The sequence below is a fragment of the Nocardia yamanashiensis NBRC 100130 genome (genome assembly GCF_001613325.1).
Classification (GTDB): Bacteria; Actinomycetota; Actinomycetes; order Mycobacteriales; family Mycobacteriaceae; genus Nocardia; species Nocardia yamanashiensis.
The window spans coordinates 261381-279235 of sequence record NZ_BDCD01000013.1; the positions used below are offsets into that span (position 1 = coordinate 261381).

The 17855-nt window shown below is 65.7% G+C and carries 20 protein-coding genes, 1 tRNA gene and 3 pseudogenes; 13 read left to right on the forward strand and 11 right to left on the reverse strand.

Annotated elements, in window-relative coordinates; genetic code table 11:
* Positions 1 to 14 precede the first annotated feature (14 nt).
* Both NY1_RS14070 and NY1_RS14075 read right to left on the reverse strand, forming a co-directional pair.
* On the reverse strand, positions 15 to 1634 hold the full coding sequence (locus tag NY1_RS14070; RefSeq protein ID WP_067712240.1) for an acyl-CoA synthetase: 1620 nt from the start codon (positions 1632 to 1634) through the stop codon (positions 15 to 17).
* A gap of 202 nt (positions 1635 to 1836) precedes the next feature.
* Positions 1837 to 3474 carry a long-chain fatty acid--CoA ligase gene (locus tag NY1_RS14075; protein ID WP_067712243.1) on the reverse strand — a complete coding sequence of 546 codons (1638 nt, stop codon included), beginning with the start codon at positions 3472 to 3474 and terminating at the stop codon, positions 1837 to 1839.
* A 509-nt stretch (positions 3475 to 3983) separates the two neighbouring features.
* Here NY1_RS14075 and NY1_RS14080 point away from each other — a divergent pair.
* The 3 genes from NY1_RS14080 to NY1_RS14090 all read left to right on the forward strand — a co-directional run bounded on the left by NY1_RS14080 (position 3984) and on the right by NY1_RS14090 (position 6604).
* A complete protein-coding gene (locus NY1_RS14080; protein WP_067712493.1) occupies positions 3984 to 5447 on the forward strand; it encodes a flavin-containing monooxygenase in 1464 nt (487 codons plus the stop codon).
* A gap of 59 nt (positions 5448 to 5506) precedes the next feature.
* Entirely contained in the window at positions 5507 to 6340 is an 834-nt protein-coding gene (locus tag NY1_RS14085) for a methyltransferase domain-containing protein (RefSeq protein ID WP_067712246.1), read from the forward strand.
* 191 nt (positions 6341 to 6531) lie between these two features.
* A tRNA-Arg gene (locus NY1_RS14090) sits at positions 6532 to 6604 on the forward strand.
* A 79-nt stretch (positions 6605 to 6683) separates the two neighbouring features.
* On the opposite strand, the gene NY1_RS14095 is transcribed toward NY1_RS14090, so the two are convergent.
* On the reverse strand, positions 6684 to 7103 hold the full coding sequence (locus NY1_RS14095; protein WP_067712249.1) for a DUF5994 family protein: 420 nt from the start codon (positions 7101 to 7103) through the stop codon (positions 6684 to 6686).
* Between the two features lie 149 nt (positions 7104 to 7252).
* Between NY1_RS14095 and NY1_RS14100 the strand changes: the two genes are divergently transcribed.
* The gene (locus tag NY1_RS14100) at positions 7253 to 7993 is read left to right on the forward strand and encodes a TetR/AcrR family transcriptional regulator C-terminal domain-containing protein (protein ID WP_084534957.1); all 741 of its coding nucleotides are present in this window, start codon (positions 7253 to 7255) and stop codon (positions 7991 to 7993) included.
* A 91-nt stretch (positions 7994 to 8084) separates the two neighbouring features.
* On the opposite strand, the gene NY1_RS14105 is transcribed toward NY1_RS14100, so the two are convergent.
* The gene (locus tag NY1_RS14105; RefSeq protein WP_067712252.1) at positions 8085 to 8300 is read right to left on the reverse strand and encodes a hypothetical protein; all 216 of its coding nucleotides are present in this window, start codon (positions 8298 to 8300) and stop codon (positions 8085 to 8087) included.
* 456 nt (positions 8301 to 8756) lie between these two features.
* Here NY1_RS14105 and NY1_RS41970 point away from each other — a divergent pair, with 456 nt between their 5' ends.
* The 5 genes from NY1_RS41970 (at position 8757) to NY1_RS14120 (ending at position 10675) form a co-directional block, all read left to right on the forward strand.
* Entirely contained in the window at positions 8757 to 8930 is a 174-nt protein-coding gene (locus NY1_RS41970) for a CsbD family protein (RefSeq protein WP_084534958.1), read from the forward strand.
* Positions 8931 to 9022: 92 nt separating this feature from the next.
* The gene (locus tag NY1_RS43705; protein ID WP_169815350.1) at positions 9023 to 9178 is read left to right on the forward strand and encodes a DUF6131 family protein; all 156 of its coding nucleotides are present in this window, start codon (positions 9023 to 9025) and stop codon (positions 9176 to 9178) included.
* 26 nt (positions 9179 to 9204) lie between these two features.
* Positions 9205 to 9918 (forward strand): TetR/AcrR family transcriptional regulator C-terminal domain-containing protein, encoded by a 714-nt coding sequence (locus tag NY1_RS14110; protein ID WP_067712254.1) that lies wholly within the window; start codon positions 9205 to 9207, stop codon positions 9916 to 9918.
* Entirely contained in the window at positions 9915 to 10409 is a 495-nt protein-coding gene (locus tag NY1_RS42880; protein WP_067712258.1) for a hypothetical protein, read from the forward strand. The genes NY1_RS14110 and NY1_RS42880 overlap by 4 nt, the downstream gene beginning before the upstream one ends.
* Positions 10406 to 10675: a hypothetical protein gene (locus NY1_RS14120; protein ID WP_439956011.1), complete on the forward strand. Its 270-nt coding sequence runs from the start codon at positions 10406 to 10408 to the stop codon at positions 10673 to 10675. The genes NY1_RS42880 and NY1_RS14120 overlap by 4 nt, the downstream gene beginning before the upstream one ends.
* A gap of 47 nt (positions 10676 to 10722) precedes the next feature.
* On the opposite strand, the gene NY1_RS43710 is transcribed toward NY1_RS14120, so the two are convergent.
* The 3 genes and pseudogenes from NY1_RS43710 to NY1_RS14125 form a co-directional block, all read right to left on the reverse strand.
* Positions 10723 to 10869, reverse strand: coding sequence for a DUF6307 family protein (locus NY1_RS43710; protein WP_169815351.1), 147 nt, complete (start codon positions 10867 to 10869; stop codon positions 10723 to 10725).
* A 57-nt stretch (positions 10870 to 10926) separates the two neighbouring features.
* Positions 10927 to 11148: pseudogene (locus NY1_RS44195) on the reverse strand (RGCVC family protein); the annotation flags it as partial.
* On the reverse strand, positions 11111 to 11425 hold the full coding sequence (locus tag NY1_RS14125) for a hypothetical protein (protein WP_067712260.1): 315 nt from the start codon (positions 11423 to 11425) through the stop codon (positions 11111 to 11113). The pseudogene NY1_RS44195 and the gene NY1_RS14125, both read right to left, overlap by 38 nt.
* A gap of 204 nt (positions 11426 to 11629) precedes the next feature.
* Between NY1_RS14125 and NY1_RS14130 the strand changes: the two genes are divergently transcribed.
* Positions 11630 to 12094 (forward strand): DUF5994 family protein, encoded by a 465-nt coding sequence (locus tag NY1_RS14130; protein WP_067712263.1) that lies wholly within the window; start codon positions 11630 to 11632, stop codon positions 12092 to 12094.
* Positions 12095 to 12523: 429 nt separating this feature from the next.
* On the opposite strand, the gene NY1_RS14135 is transcribed toward NY1_RS14130, so the two are convergent.
* Complete coding sequence (locus NY1_RS14135) at positions 12524 to 13060, reverse strand: sigma factor (RefSeq protein ID WP_067712265.1); 537 nt, start codon at positions 13058 to 13060, stop codon at positions 12524 to 12526.
* A gap of 405 nt (positions 13061 to 13465) precedes the next feature.
* Here NY1_RS14135 and NY1_RS42885 point away from each other — a divergent pair.
* Positions 13466 to 13990 (forward strand): annotated as a pseudogene (locus NY1_RS42885) (glutamate-cysteine ligase family protein); the annotation flags it as partial.
* Here NY1_RS42885 and NY1_RS14140 read toward each other — a convergent pair.
* From NY1_RS14140 to NY1_RS14150, 3 genes are all read right to left on the reverse strand, one after another.
* Positions 13945 to 14568 carry a hypothetical protein gene (locus NY1_RS14140; RefSeq protein ID WP_157762226.1) on the reverse strand — a complete coding sequence of 208 codons (624 nt, stop codon included), beginning with the start codon at positions 14566 to 14568 and terminating at the stop codon, positions 13945 to 13947. The pseudogene NY1_RS42885 and the gene NY1_RS14140 sit on opposite strands and share 46 nt — an antisense overlap.
* A 1483-nt stretch (positions 14569 to 16051) precedes the next feature.
* Positions 16052 to 16264 carry a hypothetical protein gene (locus NY1_RS14145; protein ID WP_067712270.1) on the reverse strand — a complete coding sequence of 71 codons (213 nt, stop codon included), beginning with the start codon at positions 16262 to 16264 and terminating at the stop codon, positions 16052 to 16054.
* On the reverse strand, positions 16261 to 16515 hold the full coding sequence (locus NY1_RS14150; protein ID WP_067712273.1) for a hypothetical protein: 255 nt from the start codon (positions 16513 to 16515) through the stop codon (positions 16261 to 16263). Before NY1_RS14150 ends, NY1_RS14145 begins: the two co-directional genes overlap by 4 nt.
* 349 nt (positions 16516 to 16864) lie before the next feature.
* Here NY1_RS14150 and NY1_RS14155 point away from each other — a divergent pair.
* Both NY1_RS14155 and NY1_RS44530 read left to right on the forward strand, forming a co-directional pair.
* Positions 16865 to 17191: pseudogene (locus tag NY1_RS14155) on the forward strand (SPFH domain-containing protein); the annotation flags it as partial.
* Positions 17188 to 17595, forward strand: coding sequence for a DUF5994 family protein (locus NY1_RS44530; protein ID WP_067712276.1), 408 nt, complete (start codon positions 17188 to 17190; stop codon positions 17593 to 17595). The pseudogene NY1_RS14155 and the gene NY1_RS44530, both read left to right, overlap by 4 nt.
* Positions 17596 to 17855: the final 260 nt, after the last annotated feature.

A 17855-nucleotide genomic window follows, 5' to 3' on the forward strand; every position in this document is an offset into this window, starting at 1 on the left:
GCCGCGGGAGCCTGCTAGACCTCCTGGAGTTTGCGTTTCAGGACCTTGCCGGTGGGGTTGCGGGGTAGTTCTTCGAGGAAGACGACCTCGCGGGGGACCTTGTAGCGGGCCAGGTTGGACTTCACGAAGTCTTTGAGTTCTTCGGCAGTGAAGGACTCGCCTTCGTGGACTACGACGAAGGCTTTGAGGCGGGCGCCGAATTGTTCGTCGGCTACGCCGATTACGGCTACCTCGCGGACCGCGGGGTGGGTGTGGAGGAGTTCTTCTACTTCTACGGGGAAGACGTTCTCACCGCCGGAGACGATCATGTCGTCGTCGCGGCCGTCGATGAAAAGGCGGCCGGCGCGGTCGAAGTGGCCGACGTCGCCGGAGGACATCAGGCCGCGGATCACTTCCTTGTGGCCGCCGCCGGTGTAGCCCTCGAATTGGATCACGTTGCCTACGAAGATGCGGCCGGTGACGCCGGCGGGGACCTTGCGGCCTTCCTCGTCGAGGATTTCCACGCGGGCGCCGAGGACCGGGCGGCCTACGCAGCCCGGCTCTTTCGCCAGATCCTCGGGGGTGGCGATGGTGGCGTAGGCGACTTCGGTGGAGCCGTAGAGGTTGTAGACGACGGGACCGAAGGCGGCGGTGACGTCGCGGCAGAGTTGGGCGCCGAGCTGGGAACCGGCCACGAAGATGATGCGCAGGGCGGACAGGTCGCGACCGGTGAGGGCCTTGCCGCCGAGGTCCATCATGCGGGCCAGCATGACCGGGACGACGATCATGGTGGTGGCTTTGTGCTCGGCCGCGCTGTCGATGGCCACCTGGGGGTCGAAGCGGCGACGGACGACCAGGGTGGAGCCGAAGCCGAGAGTCAGGATGGCGCAGGCGAATCCGAGGGTGTGGAACATGGGGGCGCAGCATTCGGTCACCTCGTTCACGCGGAACGGGACCTTGGACAGCAGGCCGCCCAGGGCGGCGAGGGATTTCGGTTCGGGACGGGGCGCGCCCTTGGGGGTGCCGGTGGTGCCGCTGGTCAACAGGATGATCTTGGGTTCCACACCGGGACCGGGCGGGGACTGCGGCGAGCCCGCGGCGATCAGCGATTCCAGGCTGTCCGGGCGTTCCTCCGCCGTCCAGGCCCGATAGCTGCCGCGTTTGGGCGTGACCTCGTCGAGCATGTGGGCGTACTCGTCGTCGTAGACGAGCAGATCGGTGCCCTCGCGGGTGGCCACGTCGCGAATCTGCGGACCGGCGAAATCGGTATTGAGCAGGATGATTCGCGCACCGCACTTGGCGGCCGCGAACACCGCGTCCAGCAGCCCGCGATGGTTGCGCGCCAGAATAGCCACGCCCTCACGCGGTTTCAGCCCGCGCTCGCGCCAGGCATTGGCGAGCCGGTTGGAACGCTCTTCCAGTTCGGCGAAGGTGAGCGACCCGAGTTCGTCGATCAGCGCGGTGCGGTCCGGATACCGTGCGGCCGACAAACCCAGCCCCGCGGCAATGGTCCCGTAGCGCAGCATGGAGGTCGCCGCGGTGAGCAGCGGCAGCGGCGATTCCATGCGCACCAGCCCGGTGTCCATGCACAACCGCGCCGACTCGACTTCGATATAGGCCCGCTCCCCCAGCGTGCGCAGCAGTCCGAGGGTCATGCACCCACCCCCGACCCGCTCGAATCGGACATCGATTCCCCTTGCGCGCGTGATGATTCCACCCGGACCTCCTTGTCCACCCCTGCTGGGTCTCAGCCCTCAAACTAACGGTAAGACCCGGCCCACGCGAGCGGAAGAATCCGGCCCTCCTCGCGCGCGACACGCGGAGCAGGGCCGGACAAGCCTCCGAATCAGGACAGCATCAGGACAGCGTGGTGACGGTCAGCGCGCCATCCGCGTACTGCGCCCGCAGCCGCTTCTTGTCGAACTTGCCGACGCTGGTCTTGGGCACCTCGTCGATGAACGCCCAGTGCTCGGGCAGCTGCCACTTGGCGAACTTGTCGGCCAGGAAGTCGCGCAGCTCTTCCGGCTTGGCCTCCGCGCCCGCCGCGAGCACCACGGCCACCAGCGGCCGCTCGTCCCACTTCTCGTCCGGCACGCCGATGACGGCGGCCTCGGCCACGGCCGGATGACCCACCACCGCGTTCTCCAGATCCACCGAGGAGATCCATTCACCACCGGACTTGATGACGTCCTTGGAGCGATCCACCAGGGTGAGGAACCCGTTCGGGCTGATCTTGCCGACATCGCCGGTGCGCAGCCAGCCGTCGTCGAACTTGTCGCCGTCGATGACCCCGCCCTGCGGCGAGTAGTAGGACCCGGTGATCCACGGCCCCTTCACTTCCAGCTCACCCAGTGCCACACCGTCGTTGGGCACCACCGAACCGTCGTCGCCGACCAGGCGCGCCTGCACGCCGGCCGGGAAACGGCCCTGCGTGTAGCGGTAGGCCCACTGCTCGTCGCCTTCGGAACCGGCCGGGGCGTGCGCCACCGAACCCAGCGGGGAGGTCTCGGTCATGCCCCACGCGTGCAGCAGCTTGACGCCGTGCCGCTCCTCGAAGGCGCGCATCATCGACGGCGGGACGGCCGCGCCGCCCACCACGCAGGTGCGCAGATGCGAGATGTCCTGCGGCGCGGCCTGCAGTCCGGCCAGCACGCCGCCCCAGATGGTCGGCACCGCGGCCGCGAAGGTCGGCTTGACGGCGGCCATCATCTCCAGCAGCGGGGCGGGCTGCAGGAAACGGTCCGGCATCAGCAGATTCGCGCCGGACATGAGCGCCGCGTACGGCAGACCCCAGGCATTGGCGTGGAACAGCGGCACGATGGCGAGGACATTGTCCGCGCCGGTGAAGCCCATGCCGTTGGGCTGGCACACCTGCATGGCGTGCAGCCAGTTGGAGCGGTGCGAGTAGACGACGCCCTTGGGATCGCCGGTGGTGCCGGAGGTGTAGCACATGCCGGCCGCCGAACGCTCGTCGATGACCGGGTAGTCGTAGCTGTCCGGCTGCGCGGCAAGCAGTTCCGCGTAGGAGTGCACGGTGACGCCCTCCGGAGCCTGGAGCGCGGCCGCGTCGCCATTGGCGACGATCACGTGGCGGACGGTCTTCAGGTTCGGCAGGTATTGGGCGAACATGGGCAGCAGCGTGCCGTCGACGATGACGACCTGGTCCTCGGCGTGGTTGGCCACGTAGACCAGCTGCTCCGGGAACAACCGGATGTTCAGCGCGTGCAGCACGGCGCCCATGGCGGGCACGGCCACGTACGCGACCATGTGCTCGTTGTTGTTCCACATGAAGGTGCCGACCCGATCGCCGACGCCGATGCCCAGGTCACGCAGGGCATTGGCAAGGCGGGCGGCATCCTGGCCGATTTCCCGGAAGGTCTGGGTCCGGACCCCGTCCCCGGTCCAGGTGGAGACAGTGCTGTCGCCCTGGAAGGTGGACGCGTAGCGCAGCAGTGTCGCCAGTGACAGCTGCTCGTCCTGCATGGTGCTCAACATTTCCCAACCGCTCCCTTGCATGTAACTACGAGTAAGTGAACTGAGTCACTTGCGGGCAGGATATCCGAAACCGGACATCCGCCGAGGACGGGCGGTAAAGCGGAGCTAAAGAAAAGGCTGTGGGCGGCGAACCCCACCTTCGCCGCCCACAGCCTGTTGCCAACCGGCCACCGCCCAACACGATGACCCGCCGGCTTCGAAGTCCTGATCAGCGTCGGCTTGCGACGACACCCCCTGCGGTGCCGCAGAATAGCCAATCACTAACCAGGACAAGCAAATTGGAGCAATATCTTCCGTGAATATATGTAGTGGGACGTGAGGCTGTCCAGTCGAGGACAGCGGCGCAGGTCAGGCGGGGTTCACCGGTCCGGCCATCGGACGGTGAGGCGGATTTCCGGCGGTCGCGGCAAACCTTGCTATACCCGGCTTCGCCAAACTTGGCCGAAAATACCAATTCGGTGACCGGCGTTCTCTGCTTGACCAGCGCGAACGCCTTCTACGGTCGATGCATGCAGCGAGAGCCGTCCATCCTGATCATCGGCGCCGGGTTCGCCGGACTCGGCATGGCGCTGGAATTGCGCCGGCACGGACTGACGAACTTCACCATCCTGGAAAAGGCCGCCGATCTGGGCGGCGTCTGGCGCGAGAACACCTATCCGGGCGCGGCCTGCGATGTGCCGTCGCCGCTGTACTCGTGGTCGTTCGAGCCGAAATCGGATTGGCCGCGGCGGTTCTCGCAGCAGCGCGACATCCACGCGTACATGCGGACGGTGGCGGACAAGTACGAGCTGCCCGCCGCCATCGAATTCGGGGTCGAGGTGACCGATGCGGAATTCGATGAACGCGAAGGGGTTTGGCGGGTGCACAGCGCCGACGGGCAGGTCCGCACCGCCGATATCCTGATTCCGGCGGTGGGGCAGCTCTCGCGGCCGGCGCTGCCGAATCTGCCCGGAATCGACAGCTTCGAGGGCGCGGCCTTCCACTCCGCCGAATGGGATCACTCGGTGGAGCTGACCGGTAAACGGGTGGCCTGCATCGGCACGGGAGCCAGTGCCATTCAATACATTCCGGCGATTCAGCCGCAGGTCGAGCAGCTGACCCTGTTCCAGCGTTCGGCCGCCTGGGTGCTGCCCAAATTCGATACCGAATACACCGCGCTGCATCACGCGCTGTTCAAGCACGTGCCGGTGACGCGGCTGGCGGAACGGTTCGCCATCTGGAGCTTCTTCGAGGTGATGGCGTTGGCGCTCACCGATATTCCCGCCATCAAGACACCGGTGATCGCCATCGCGGACCGGCATCGCCAGCAGCAGGTGCCGGATCCGGCGTTGCGCGCCAAGCTGACTCCCGATTACGCGGCGGGATGCAAGCGCGGGCTGTTCTCCAACGAGTACTTCCCGGCGCTGGCCCAGCCCAATGTGCACGTGGAGACCACCGCCATCGAAGCGGTGACGCCCAAGGGGATTCGCACCGCCGACGGGGTGGAGCATCCGGTGGACGTCATCGTCTACGGCACCGGGTTCAAGGGCACCGAATTCCTGGCGCCCATGAACATCTACGGATCGAACGGGCGCAAGCTCGCCGACGAATGGTCCGCGGAGGGGGCGCGCGCGTTCCTGGGCATGTCGGTGCCGGGGTTCCCGAATCTGTTCATGATGTACGGCCCGAACACCAATGTGGGTTCGGGTTCCATCATCTACATGCTGGAGGCGCAGGCCCGCTACATCCGCCAGGTGGTCGAGTATCTGGGCGCGCGTCCCGGCCGCGTGCTGGCCGCGCGGGCGGATGCCGAACAGTCCTGGGACGACTGGTTGCAGGCCCGCCTGAAGGACACCCCTTGGAACTTCTGTTCCAGCTGGTATCGCAATGCCTCGGGCCGCATCACCAACAACTGGCCCGGCGCGACGGTCCTGTTCCGCTGGAAGACAAGGCGATTCGATCCGGCGCACTACGACACCGACAAGCCCACCTAGACTGTCTCAGACAGGCGCGGTAGCCTCGTGGGAGATCCGAAAACCATCGGAGGGTCCCAATGACGCAGACCACCGCCGCCATCCCCGTCGAAACCCTGCCCGAACGCACCGGCCGCTGGGCGCGAGAATGCCTCGAATGGGCGAAAGTCCCGTTCCTCCCGCCCGGCCGCCGCGTCGGCCGCGTGTACGACATAGTCGGCCCGCAGAACCTCTTCGGCGAGGATTCCCTGTTCATCAACCTCGGCTACTGGCACGACCGCCCCGCCACCCTCGACGAAGCGAGCCGCGACCTGGCCCGCCTGCTGGCCCGCACCGCCGACCTCAACCCCTCCGATATCCAAGTCGACGTCGGATTCGGTTACGGCGACCAGGATTTCCTCTGGGCCCGCGAATTCGCCCCCAAGGAAATCATCGGCCTCAATATCGCCACCGAACAGATAGCGATAGCCACCCGGCGCGCCACCGAACTGGGCCTCGCCGACCGCATCCGCTTCCAATACGGTTCCGCGGTGGCCATCCCCCTGGACGACGCCTCCTGCACCAAAGTCACCGCCCTCGAATCCGCCTTCCACTTCCCCTCCTACCCAAAGTTTTTCGCCGAGGCCCACCGCATCCTCCAACCCGGCGGCAAACTCGTCACCGCCGACATCACCCCCCGCGCCTACCTCCCCTACTACCGAAACCTCCTGCGCAAAGCCGGTTTCCAAGACGTGGACGTCTACTCCATCCGCGACGACGTCTACCCCTCCCTCGCCCGCCACCTGGGCAAACGCCTCCGCGCCCCCGACATGCGCCGCGTCAACCCCCTCCTGCGCGCCACCTTCAGCCGCCCCGGCCTCACCCTCTGGGGCCCCTGGGCCGACTACATCATCGCCACCGCCACCAAACCCTGACCCCGCGGCGCTGCCCCGCCCCGTCCTCCACGGTCCGGGGCGCCCGCCCCCGGGGTCGTCCGGCAGACCGACCGCTGCCGGACGACCCACCTCCCCGCCACCCTCCACCCCGTGCATGCTGTTCAATCGCCCCCGACCCGGTAGACTCCCCCGCGTCCCGGTTGGCCGCGCCCCAGCGCACCACCAGTCCAGCCCTCGTAGCTCAGGGGATAGAGCACCGCTCTCCTAAAGCGGGTGTCGCAGGTTCGAATCCTGCCGAGGGCACAGGCGGTACCGTCATTTTCCCAGGTCAGGCAATGCCCACCCTTCGAAACAACCACGACATTGCGAGCATCGGGGAACGCTACGGAGGGGTGGGGGCGACCGCGGCCATGAGGGCCGTGTGCGCGGTGTCGTCGTCGGTGGTCGACGAGATGACCTGTAGCACGATCATTTCGCCGGTCCCGCCGTGGATGTACATCGTGTTGCCGAGTTCGAAGCGGTAGGCGTCGAGTTGGACCGGGCGGTCGTTCACGGTGATCTGCCTGGGCGCCGGCGGCCAGCTCGCCCGATCGTAGACAACGCGCGGCACGTGCCCCAGCCGAATCCCCAAGACCGCCAGCAGATCCGGCAGTTCGGCGGCGAGGTTGTCCGATCGGGGCCACCAGGCACCGTCGATGTAGGCGTTCGGCCGGCCCTTCGGGCGTAGCCGCAGTCGAGGCGTGTACTCGGGCCGGAGACGAATACGCGTGGAATGCCGGTGGTGCAGCCGCGTCGGTGTCATGGTGGAACTCCTGCCATCGGCCGCCGGGCCGAAGTACCCGACCGCTCTATACGTGCCTCTCAGCAGACACGCATGCCAACAGCGCGTCAACACTGTAGGTCTACTTATTGAAGTACAGTAGGCGACTTCGACTCGAGGAGGTAGTCACCATGGCCGACAAGCCGACCAGCCGTACCCGATCCGGCTCCACCGACGCCGGTCCCGCCGGTGACGGGCGGGGCGAGAGGCCGATCACTCGAGCGGCGGTGCTGGCGGCGGCGCTGCGGATCGTCGACCGGGACGGGGTGGACGGGCTGTCGATGCGGCGGCTGGCCGAGGCGGTGGGGCGGGATCCGATGGTGATCTACCGGCATGTGCCGAACAAGGCCGCGGTACTCGACGGCGTAGCCGAGGTCGTCTTCGCGCAGTTGTCGGTCGATGCCGCGGATTCGGATTGGATGTCTCAATTACGTTCGGTGGCACGAGATTTCCGGCAGCTCGCGCTGGATCATCCGCGAGTGGTGCCGCTGCTGGTGACCCGGCCGCTGGCGACGCCGCTGGGCTTGCGTCCACAGGCGGTGCTGCGCCCGCTGGAGGATGTACTGACCCTGCTGACGCGCGCCGGATTCTCCGGACCCGATGCGCTGCACATCTATCGAGCCCTGTTCGGATTCCTACACGGGCACGTGCTCAACGAACTACAGGAAATCGTGGAGAACCCCGAGGAAACCGACGATCTGCTGCGACTCGGCCTGCACCGCCTGCCCATCGGAGAATTCCCACTGCTGCGCGGACTCGCGCCGGTACTGGCGGCCTACGACGGCGCGGCCGAACTCGAACGGGGCCTCGACATCCTGCTGACCGGCCTCGCCGCGAACCTTCCCCGCGACAACGGCGCGGATCAGCACTGAGTCGACTACGCGACTCTACGGCGTAGACAGACGACGTATCGCCGAACAGGCCGAAGGCAGAGGTCAGCGGGTGAGCGGTCTCAACGGCAGATCACGGACTGGGTTGCGGCACGTCGACGTGACAATCATCGACCTTCGGGTTCATCCCCAGGTAGTTGAGCGGCCCGGCGACGATGGTGAGCGCGATGGTTCCGGCGCCGGCGCAGTTGGTCGGTGCGCTGCCGAAGTAGTCCCGCTGCCCCGCGGCGATGGCACCGATGATCAGCCACACCAGCAACAGCACACCCATCAGCCTGCCGATTCCCATTGTCGGACGCCTCCCTGCACGCGTTCTCGGACCGTCATTGTCGTAAGTTCTCATTTTCTGCTCCGTATAGGTGAATACCCCAGTGCGGGTACGGGTTTCGGCCATGGATCCGCCGCTCGACCAAGGGGCCGTGCCGAACGAGAAGGAGGACGACCCGGAGAACGATCATGAGCGGTTACCCGGCTTCGGGAGTACGTGAATTGTCACGCGGCTGAGGTGCGGCGGAACAGTCCGGTGATGACCGGCCATGGCGCTCCTCGAGACCGTCGCTCGGATCGGCTGGTCCTCTAAGTAGACTCCGCCCGCAATGTGTTGTCAACACTGTAGAACTACATCGATTTGCCACAGCGTCTCGACCACACGTTCAACTTTGTAGACCTACAACGTTGACGGCAGGTCTTGGACGGCGTCTACTGGAGGTGTACCCACGTTCCAGTGGGGGTAAGGAAGGCTCCGATGAGCATCAGCGCACGACTGTCCCACCATTCCCAAACCGCCATGGGCGCGATGAAGAAGCTGTTCGGCCGCGCGTCCGGAAACCCGCGCATGCAACGCGAGGGGCGACGCGACCAGGCCGCCGGGAACGTCAAACGGGCCGGCGACAACCTCGGCGACGCGTTCAAACACTGACCCAACAGGCGCGCACTGCGCCGTAATCGCTGGCGCCGCACACACATTCGCCGCGCACAGCGCCAGCGACACCCGAAATCAGGTACTCACTCATGATTGTTCTCGGAGTCCTTCTCCTGGGCGCCGGATTCCTCTTCGGCAACCTCCTCTTCGATATCACCGGAATGCTGGTTCTGGTCACCGGCGGCGTGCTCATGCTCGCGGGCAGTAGGGGACACCTCGTCGGTGGCCGCCGCCACTACTACTGACCGACACTCGGGCCGAGAGCTACCGAATGAACGCAACACGTGACGGGCCGTCGAGCAAAAGCCCCCGCACCCGCAACAGCCCACTCACCCGGGCCGCGGTCCTGGCGGCCGCACTCGAGATCATCGACCACGGGGGTGTCGATCGACTGTCCATGCGCCGCCTGGGCGAGGTCCTGGGCCGCGATCCGATGGCGCTCTACCGGCACGCCGTCAACAAAGCCGCAGTGCTCGACGGTGTCGCCGAGATCGTGCTCGGACAGCTCACCGTCGACGCCTCGGATCCGGACTGGCGCCACCAACTGCGAGTGATCGCACGCGACTTCCGCCGGATCGCCGTCGAGCACCCGAATGTGGTGCCGCTATTGGTCACCCATCCACTGGCCACCCCACTCGGACTGCGACCGATCGGCACACTGCGGCCCCTGGAACACATCCTGAGCCTGCTCACCAAAGCGGACTACACCGGCGCCGACGCCCTGCACATCTACCGCGCCCTGTTCGGATTCCTGTACGGCCACGTGCTCACCGAACTGCAGGAAATCGTCGAACGCCCCGAGGAGTCGACCGATCTGCTGCGTTTGGGCCTGCACCGCCTGCCGATCGGCGAGTTCCCGCTGCTGCGCGGTCTCGCCTCGGACCTGGCCGCCTACGACGGCGTCGAAGAACTCGAACGCGGCCTCGACATCCTGCTCACCGGCCTCGCGACGGATATGCCACCACCATCGAAGGAATCACCATGACCATCATCGGACTCGCCGTGGTGTTCGTCGCGTTCGTCCTCGGCGTCGTCGGCGTCCTGGCCAACGGCGGCAGCACACACGCACTGACCGACAACTTCGCCGTCTTCGGCTACCATGTCACCGGCTCGACCGGCGTGTTGTTCCTCTACGGCATCGTGGTCGGTGCCCTCGGTGCGGCCGGGCTGAGCACTGTCCTGCTCGCGACTCGCCGCACCGCCCGCCGCGGTGTCGAGGCCCGCCGCGAACTCGCGTTCTACAAACCCGCCCCGGTCAGCCGCTCGGGCCGCGATCAATCCACCTGGCAACAGCGCATCCGCACCCGCGATGACGCTCTCGCACAACCCGACCCCGTCATCACACCCACGCGTCGCGAACCTGCCGCGCAACCCGAAAACAGCAGTCCGAGACCGCAATTCCTGCGGCGCTCCGCCGGCCACGACGCGACCGCCGCACCCATCCCACACGGCGACCGCACCGGAGACAGGAAATGAGAGCCTACGAAGACGAAGACGGCTACATGCGCGTCCGACGCGGCTACTATTCGGGACGGACCAGCGTCCTCACATTGATTCTGTTCGCGTGGCTGCTCATCGGCGCCGTCGCCGGCGGGCAACGCCACTACTACCAGAACATCCCCGACACCTGTGCAAGCATCGGAACGATCGCAGTCACCATCGCCGCCGGTCCGCTGAACTACCTCGGCGTGAACCCGGCAGTCGCCAGTTGCGATGTCGAGGACCTGCGACCCAGTCCGTGAACCGCCGGGCCGCACCTGGGCGGGTCGACTCTCCCCGCCCACGACGCTCAGCGAATTTTCTCTGGAATCGTGTCGAGGGCGTGCAGCACCTGCACGGCCAGTTCGGTGGCGGCGTTGTCGTCGAATCCCGAGTATGTCCGCACGACATCCCGGACGCGGATCACTCGACGCTCGTAGGGCGTTTCGATTGCCATGGCTTTGTTTCCTATCGGTAGTAGGTTCTCGTGCTCGGCCGGGCGGGTGCAGGCGCATGCTCGATCCAGCCCGCGCGCCATCGTCGCCGAGCAATACCTGGCCCCGATCGGGTCATGGGATTCCCAGGCGTGCGAGCATGCCGCACAGGGCAATTCGATCGGTGCGCCATGGATTCCACGTGCGGAGTCCACCACCACGCCGTCGTAGCGCTCGGATGGGACCAAGGACCTCGCACCGGCATCAGCCGGCGTGCGCAGATAGTGAGTGTGTTTCGACATCGAGGCCCCCGCTCTGGGTGAGGGATGCGATGTAGGTGATGGGTTGCCGACCGGGTTCGTCGAGCGTGTCCTGATCGTGCACGGTCAGACAGGTGACAGCACCGAAATTCACCAGCAGGTACCGGTTTTCGACCGCACCGGACTCACTGGTGAGAGCAACCGTGAAGATCTGCCCACGCGCGATCCAGACGCGGGCCGCAGCGGCCACCGCGGCGGATTCGGTGGCAGGGAATTGCAGGCGGAAGGGAAAGTTCGGGGAATCCAGATAGGTCCTCATGATGTTGGCGTCCGATCTCGAGGTGGTGTGCGGTTACCAGGTGGTGAAGAGCCGCGCGGCGGCCTTCTTCCACCGACAAGGAGCTGTAGACACCAAGTGTAGTCCTACATTGTTGACAGGCCTGCCGCAAACTCGACACCCACGCGAGAACGAATGTCTACGGCGTAGAATAACGTTGTAGAACCCAAGAGAGGGGAGTCGATCATGACGTCACAACCCAACCGAACGAACCCGAGTCGGCAAGCATCACCCACCCACCAGCTGCGGCTCGAACTCGACGCCAGCGGCACCGGAACCGCCGACGGGTTCTGGTGGCCACACAGCCGCGACCTCGCCACGGAACTCCCCGACCTGCTCGCGATGCTGACACCCCGACTCGGCCCGATCCACCGAGTGATCTATCACCTCGACGAATGGGCCACCGCGCCGCGGAAGCTCGACTTCGGTGGACGCCGGGTGCGGCTCGACGGCTACCGGCACATGGCCGCCCGCACCCTCGAAGTCCTCGGAGTCGGCTTCGACACCCACCTGACCCTCCAGATCATCACACCGCTCGCCGACACCGAAATGGCTGCCGCACAGCAGCGTTGGGACTCCGAAGGCGGAGCGGGAGCAAACGTGAGATTCAGTCAGCGCAACATGCAGCATGAGCGAACAATCGCAGGCTGATCAGTCCGCACTATCACGGAAGCGCGGCTCCATGTCGATCACCACCGGCGGACGAGGCGGCCCGCGGCGCACCACCAGCACCTCCGGCCGTGAAACCACCTCCATGGACCTACCCGGCCCCTTCGGCCGGCGTCGCGCCCGAAGCCGTAGACGCTCGTAGTGGGCTGGACAATCGGAAACGTTCGATGCCGGCTCGGGTGGCGGCCCGCGAGACATCTCGCGTAAATGCCTGACAACACTGACCGCTACCGAGGTCGAATTCAGCTTCTATGACCAGCCGACCAGCGAGAAGATGCTGGTCGGTCCTGTTCCCATCCATATCGTGCCCCGGCCGAGGGCACCGGCAGTACCATCATTTGCCTAGGTCAGGCTATGTTCCTGATTCGCAGGTGTCCGCCCTTCGAAACAGAGCTCGCCGTGCGGTCGAAGTCAGTCGGAATCGACTCCGCGAGTGCAGGCTAGAGCAAAGGCGGTGCGAGCGATGAGCGCACGGGTGACTTCGACGCGATCGAGGCCGAGTTCGACGCCGATCTCCGTGGCGGAGGGCATGCGCCCCAAGCGCGGGCGCAGTGTCTCGACGGCGGGGCCGATGGCTCGGTGGATCTCCGCGAGCCGCCGGATCCGTACCGCCGAGATGTGGTCGCGGGAGTAACGGCGTACCTCACCAATGATCGTCGGCGCCGCGAAAGCCAGGAACGGACCACCGGAAGCGGGGTCGAATCGATCGACGGCGAGCACCACCCCGGCGCGAGCACATCGCAGCAGGTCCTCGAAATTCTCGTCCCGTTCGGCGAACATGCGGGCGATCCGCTCCGCCAGTGGCAGGCATCTCCCGATCAGGTCGTCCCGCAGGACAATCCGGCGTTGGTCGGCGGGGTCCCAGGTGGCGAGGCGGGCGAACAGTTGCTCGAGATTGTCGTAGCTGTCGCCGCCGTGGCGTCTACGCAGCGTTCTGGTGGGCGTCATTGTCGATGGAATGCTCATCGGTACTGCCTCGAATTCAATTGCCGCGCGGGCCTGCGCCGGTTAGACGAAGGGCCAAGGGAGAGCGCCGGGCTGCCGCGAGGACACGCGAACCGGCATTGATCGGCGCACGCAGTGTCGACGGACCGACCGCTGCCCGACAACCGAGCGGCGTCGAGCCGTGCGAGCCGAGAGCTGCTCGCGGGTGAAATAGGGCGTGCGACGTGCTCTCACCGCGCGATCGACGGTGCGGCCCGAGCCGGTTCGGAACACGACCAGCTCGATCATGGCGACCATAGTGATCCTCGATGTCTTCGCGCGGACCTTTCGATCCCTTCAGTAGACGCCGTTCACACACCTATGTCAACAGCGTAGGTCTACGATAGTAACCAACAAGGTTTCTCTTTCCACCCGTCACTGACCATTCCGACCGTGGAGACCCGGGTCGCCGATGTGCCCGCCACGGTCGAAGAGACAGCGTTGCCGGCAACCTTGACGCGGGCCACGGCGATGACGGCGCGAATGCCGTTGGAACAAGGGGAAATTGCGCCAGTGGTATCGGACGAGATACTGCGCGCGGCGTACTGGAAGGCCGCACGTACGGGTATCGACGGCGACGGTGTCGATACCGTGAACGCCCGCATCATGGCGGTATCCGCGCTACTCGCCGAACTCGTCCGCCATCTCGAGCCTGCCTTGGAGGAGTTGGGCGACCGCTCATTCGTCACCGACACGATTCCCGTTGTTCTTGCCCGCGGAAACGGCGCCGGCTCAATGCCTTCCGCATGCATCGGGATGTCGGTGATGTCGAATTGGAACTGGCGACCGCCACTTCGGAAGGGTGCCTCGAGTATCTGGCACAGGCAGCTCCGTGATCCATGTGGCACTCAACCGACCACGACCATTTCGACCACCTCCGCGAGCACCAGCTGACAGCGAGGCCACCGCGGACCTCGCGTACTCGCGCCGGCCAATCGGGCATCCAACGCCTCGCGAACGGGCCCGACTGCCCCTCCCGGCTGGACTGCCCCCGCGAAATCCGCGACGAAACGCTCCCAGTCCAATCGATCGGCAAGCTCGTCGTAGAACAGCTTCGCCACAACGCGCATCACCCCACCGCGCCGGTATCTCCCGGGCTCTTCTTCCTGGTCGGTGGCGGCGGGACCGAGATCGATGACGAAGGCATGAGTGCACCCGTCAGCGTCGACCTGACCGACCTCACCTCCCGCAATCGTTCCGCCGCCGGTGCCACTACCCCCCTGGCCGGCGGCAAGCCGAATCGGAACACAGGCCACCAGCAGACGCCCGGGCGTCCCGGGCGGACAACGATAGGTGCCGGTTATCCGCACCAGATAAGGGGTGATCAGTTTCGCCCGTGAGTCGACGGTGACCCGCGCCGGGCCCACCACACCGACACGAGCACCGAGAAGATCTTCAGACATGGAATCGCCTCGATGAGATATATGGTTGTGCAACAAGCGCTTTCGATTCAGCGCACCACATACGTCCATGTACGGGATCCGACTCGACCACCGCGCGCTCGACTGCCGCATCGAAACGGCCGCCGCACAACCCGGCACACCTGCGAGCCTACTTCCTCACTCGGCGTCAGGCATCGTTGTCCGAATGTTCGTGCGTACGAATACTCCACTGCGCAAGGAACATTCGCGCACTCGAACCCCGATGACTCAATCTGGCAGCACCCCAGGGGAATCTGCGTATCCCGTGCCGTCAGGCCAGTCCGCGATCACACGAGAAGTAGCACGGAGCTGACCGCCCCGGCGTGTATCTCCACCGTTCGCCGGCGACGGCATCGCCAGGCCTACGGCAGGGGCGACGCGCACGCTGGTGATGAAGTGCGCAAGTGAGGCGTATCCGGCCAGCCGAATGTCGCCCAGCAGCCGATCACGCGGATCGGTCGAATCACCAACGGTCATTGCGCCCCGAGTCGAGTACGCCGGCCGGACAAGACCCCCGATGGGCAGGGCGACCATCGCGCGGACATTCGAACCCAGACTGTTCGGTTGTCCAGTGCCACAGCAGATCCCGCGTGCGCGCGCACTGTCGACGCGATTCGACCTCGAGAACCCCTCATTGCGTATCCAATCCCAATTGCCCATGGTGATCCACGGTCGGACTCGATCTGATCCACCGGGGTCCGGGGCGGGAAGCGCGGAGAGCAAACGGAACGTTCGCACAGCTCCGAAACGACGCCTAGACCGCCCAGGTCTACAACATTCTCCCGCGCGTGGATAGCTCCTCCAGCGCGTCCTCGACACCACGTCATTCGCAAACCAAATCTCGCACAGCGAATTTGCCATCGACGTCACGGAGAACGGCCGAAGCTGATGCTCACTTTCCAGCGAACCGTTCCGGGGCCGAAGTCAGAAACACCGGTGACTCATCACATCAGGGCCGACCAATGTAGAACTACGACGTTGACACTGGCCCTGGGGTGGCGTCTACTGGAGGTGCATCCACGTTCCAGTGGAGACAAGGAACGTCAAACGGGCCGGCGACAACCTCGGCGACGCGTTCAAACACTGACCCAACAGGCGCGCACTGCGCCGTAATCGCCGGCGCCGCACACACATTCGCCGCGCACAGCGCCAGCGACACCCAAAATCAGGTACTCAGTCATGATTGTTCTCGAAGTCTCCTCATGGGCAGCGGATTCTTCTTCGGCAATTTCCTGTGACCAACACCCGCCCACCGCGTCGAACGCGCGATGGCCTCGCGGGTTCGGGCGCCGACCACGAAAGGTCGCCCGACGTTCAGGACTCGGGCCGAGAGGTGCCGAATGAACGCAACACGTGACGGGCCGTCGAGCAAAGCCCTCGCACCCGCAACAGCCCACTCACCCGGGCCGCGGTCCTGGCGGCCGCACTCGAGATCAGCGGTCAATCGGGACGCGGGAGGAGACCCTGTTCCAGTCTCGTATTCCCTTGGTGTTCACTCCGTTTCGTCACGAATCGCGAACGTGTGGGGGCGGGATCAGGATCGTCGTTCGAATCGGTCGCGCCAGCTCGGGTAGGTGCGGATATGCCTCGAGCCACCGGCGTTTTCGTCGATGTCGCGCCCCATCGCGGTGTCTTCAGGTCGTTGGTCGCGCGGACCGGGTGGGCGGTGGGGCGCCCGGCGGTTCAGCGCCATGACGACGATCGCGCCGACGAGGATTCCCGCCACGAAGACGAGGAAATTGATCATTGAGGCTCCTGGTCGGGATTCCGAGTCGGGTTTCCGGGAAACGTGGCATCAGTGGTGCCGGTGTAGGTGTAGCGGGCGGGCGTGTCCGGTGTCCCCGGGTCCGAAGCCGCGAGTTCGCGGCGCGACGCCACGAGCTCGGCCCGGGCGGCCGCGCCCCGCCGGGCGGCGCGGCGAGCGCCACCCAGCAGGATGGCCAGTCCGATGAGCACGGCGGAGGCGGCCAGGATGACGAGTCCGACGATGACGATCATGGCGATCCTCCATGCCTTGCCTTGGACCGTTGTCTGTTCAGTACACGCCCGCGCGTTGTCGATGTCAACAATGTAGAGCTACAATAGAGGTCTACGGCCTGGCCGGGGATTTGCCGAATGGGAGAGCGGCCTACGAGGGAGCATGAGAGTGGCCATCACAACGCGATACGAGCGGCGAGTGGCCCGGGTCCGCAACGTCGTACGGGAGCATTCCGAGCTCGCATGAATGAACTAGGTGTCGCGATCGCCGTCACAGTGGTGGCCGTGCTTCTGTCGGCGCTGTCGATTCGGGTGGTGACACAGTACGCGAGGGGTGTGCTGTTCCAGCTCGGACGCGTGATCAGGGTGCCAGTTGCCCGACAGCATGAAACGCGCGATGGCCCGCCAAGCCGAGGACGAGCGCAAGAACCGAGCGAAAATCATTGCCGCCGACGGCGAATCGCCTGTCGCCGCGGCGCTCGGCGACGCCTCGGACACCATGATGGCGCACCCGCCGGCACTGCGGCTGCGCAATCCGCAGAGCCTGATCGAACCGGGTGTGGACAAGAACACCACCGTGGTCTTCCCGGCGCCGCTGATGAGTGCGATCGGCGAGATCTGCGCCTTCCCGGCTCGCGAAACCGCCGCCGCGGCACCGCATGCCGTCAACATGTCGAAAGCAGGCAGTCGCTCATGATTATCTTCGAAGATGTCCTTCGCAAGTGGTGGCACGACCGATCCGTCGGACGCTCGGGCCCGCCCGGCCTCGAGCCCCGCTTGCGGTTGGCGCCGCGGGGTGAGGACGTCGGTTATATCGACGGCGTCTGGTGGCCCCGATCCGATGATCTCGCTGCGGAATTGCCGAATTTGCTGATGGCGCTGGCACGTCGGCTGGGACCGGCGCGACGAGTGGTCTACGACCGCACCAGCTGGTCACGGGCCCGTGGTCGGCTGGTCCTCGGGGAGCGAACGATACAGCTCGACGCCTACCCGTTCGAACTGGGCAACATCCTCTACGTCTTCGGCTGGGGCGGCGGCATGATCGTCCTGCGCGTCATCGCCTCGATCACCGACCACGACACCGCCCGCGCGATCCTGTAGGGCTCGGCGGCCTGAGATGTTCGCCTTCCGCATGGGAATGCCCCATATGGGTTCGCCTGCGATCGGACCCGGCCCTTGCCAGCGCCGACCCGCACGCCACGGCTGCTGCTGCGGGAGCGCGGCGCCAGGCCACGCAGCAGCGGGAACTCGCCGATCAGGAGACGGTAGAAGACCAGGCGCAGGACGTCGTCGGTCTCCTCGGCCTCTCGATGGGAACCTTCACTACAACGTACATCTACGTCGTAGACATCGAGCGTAGT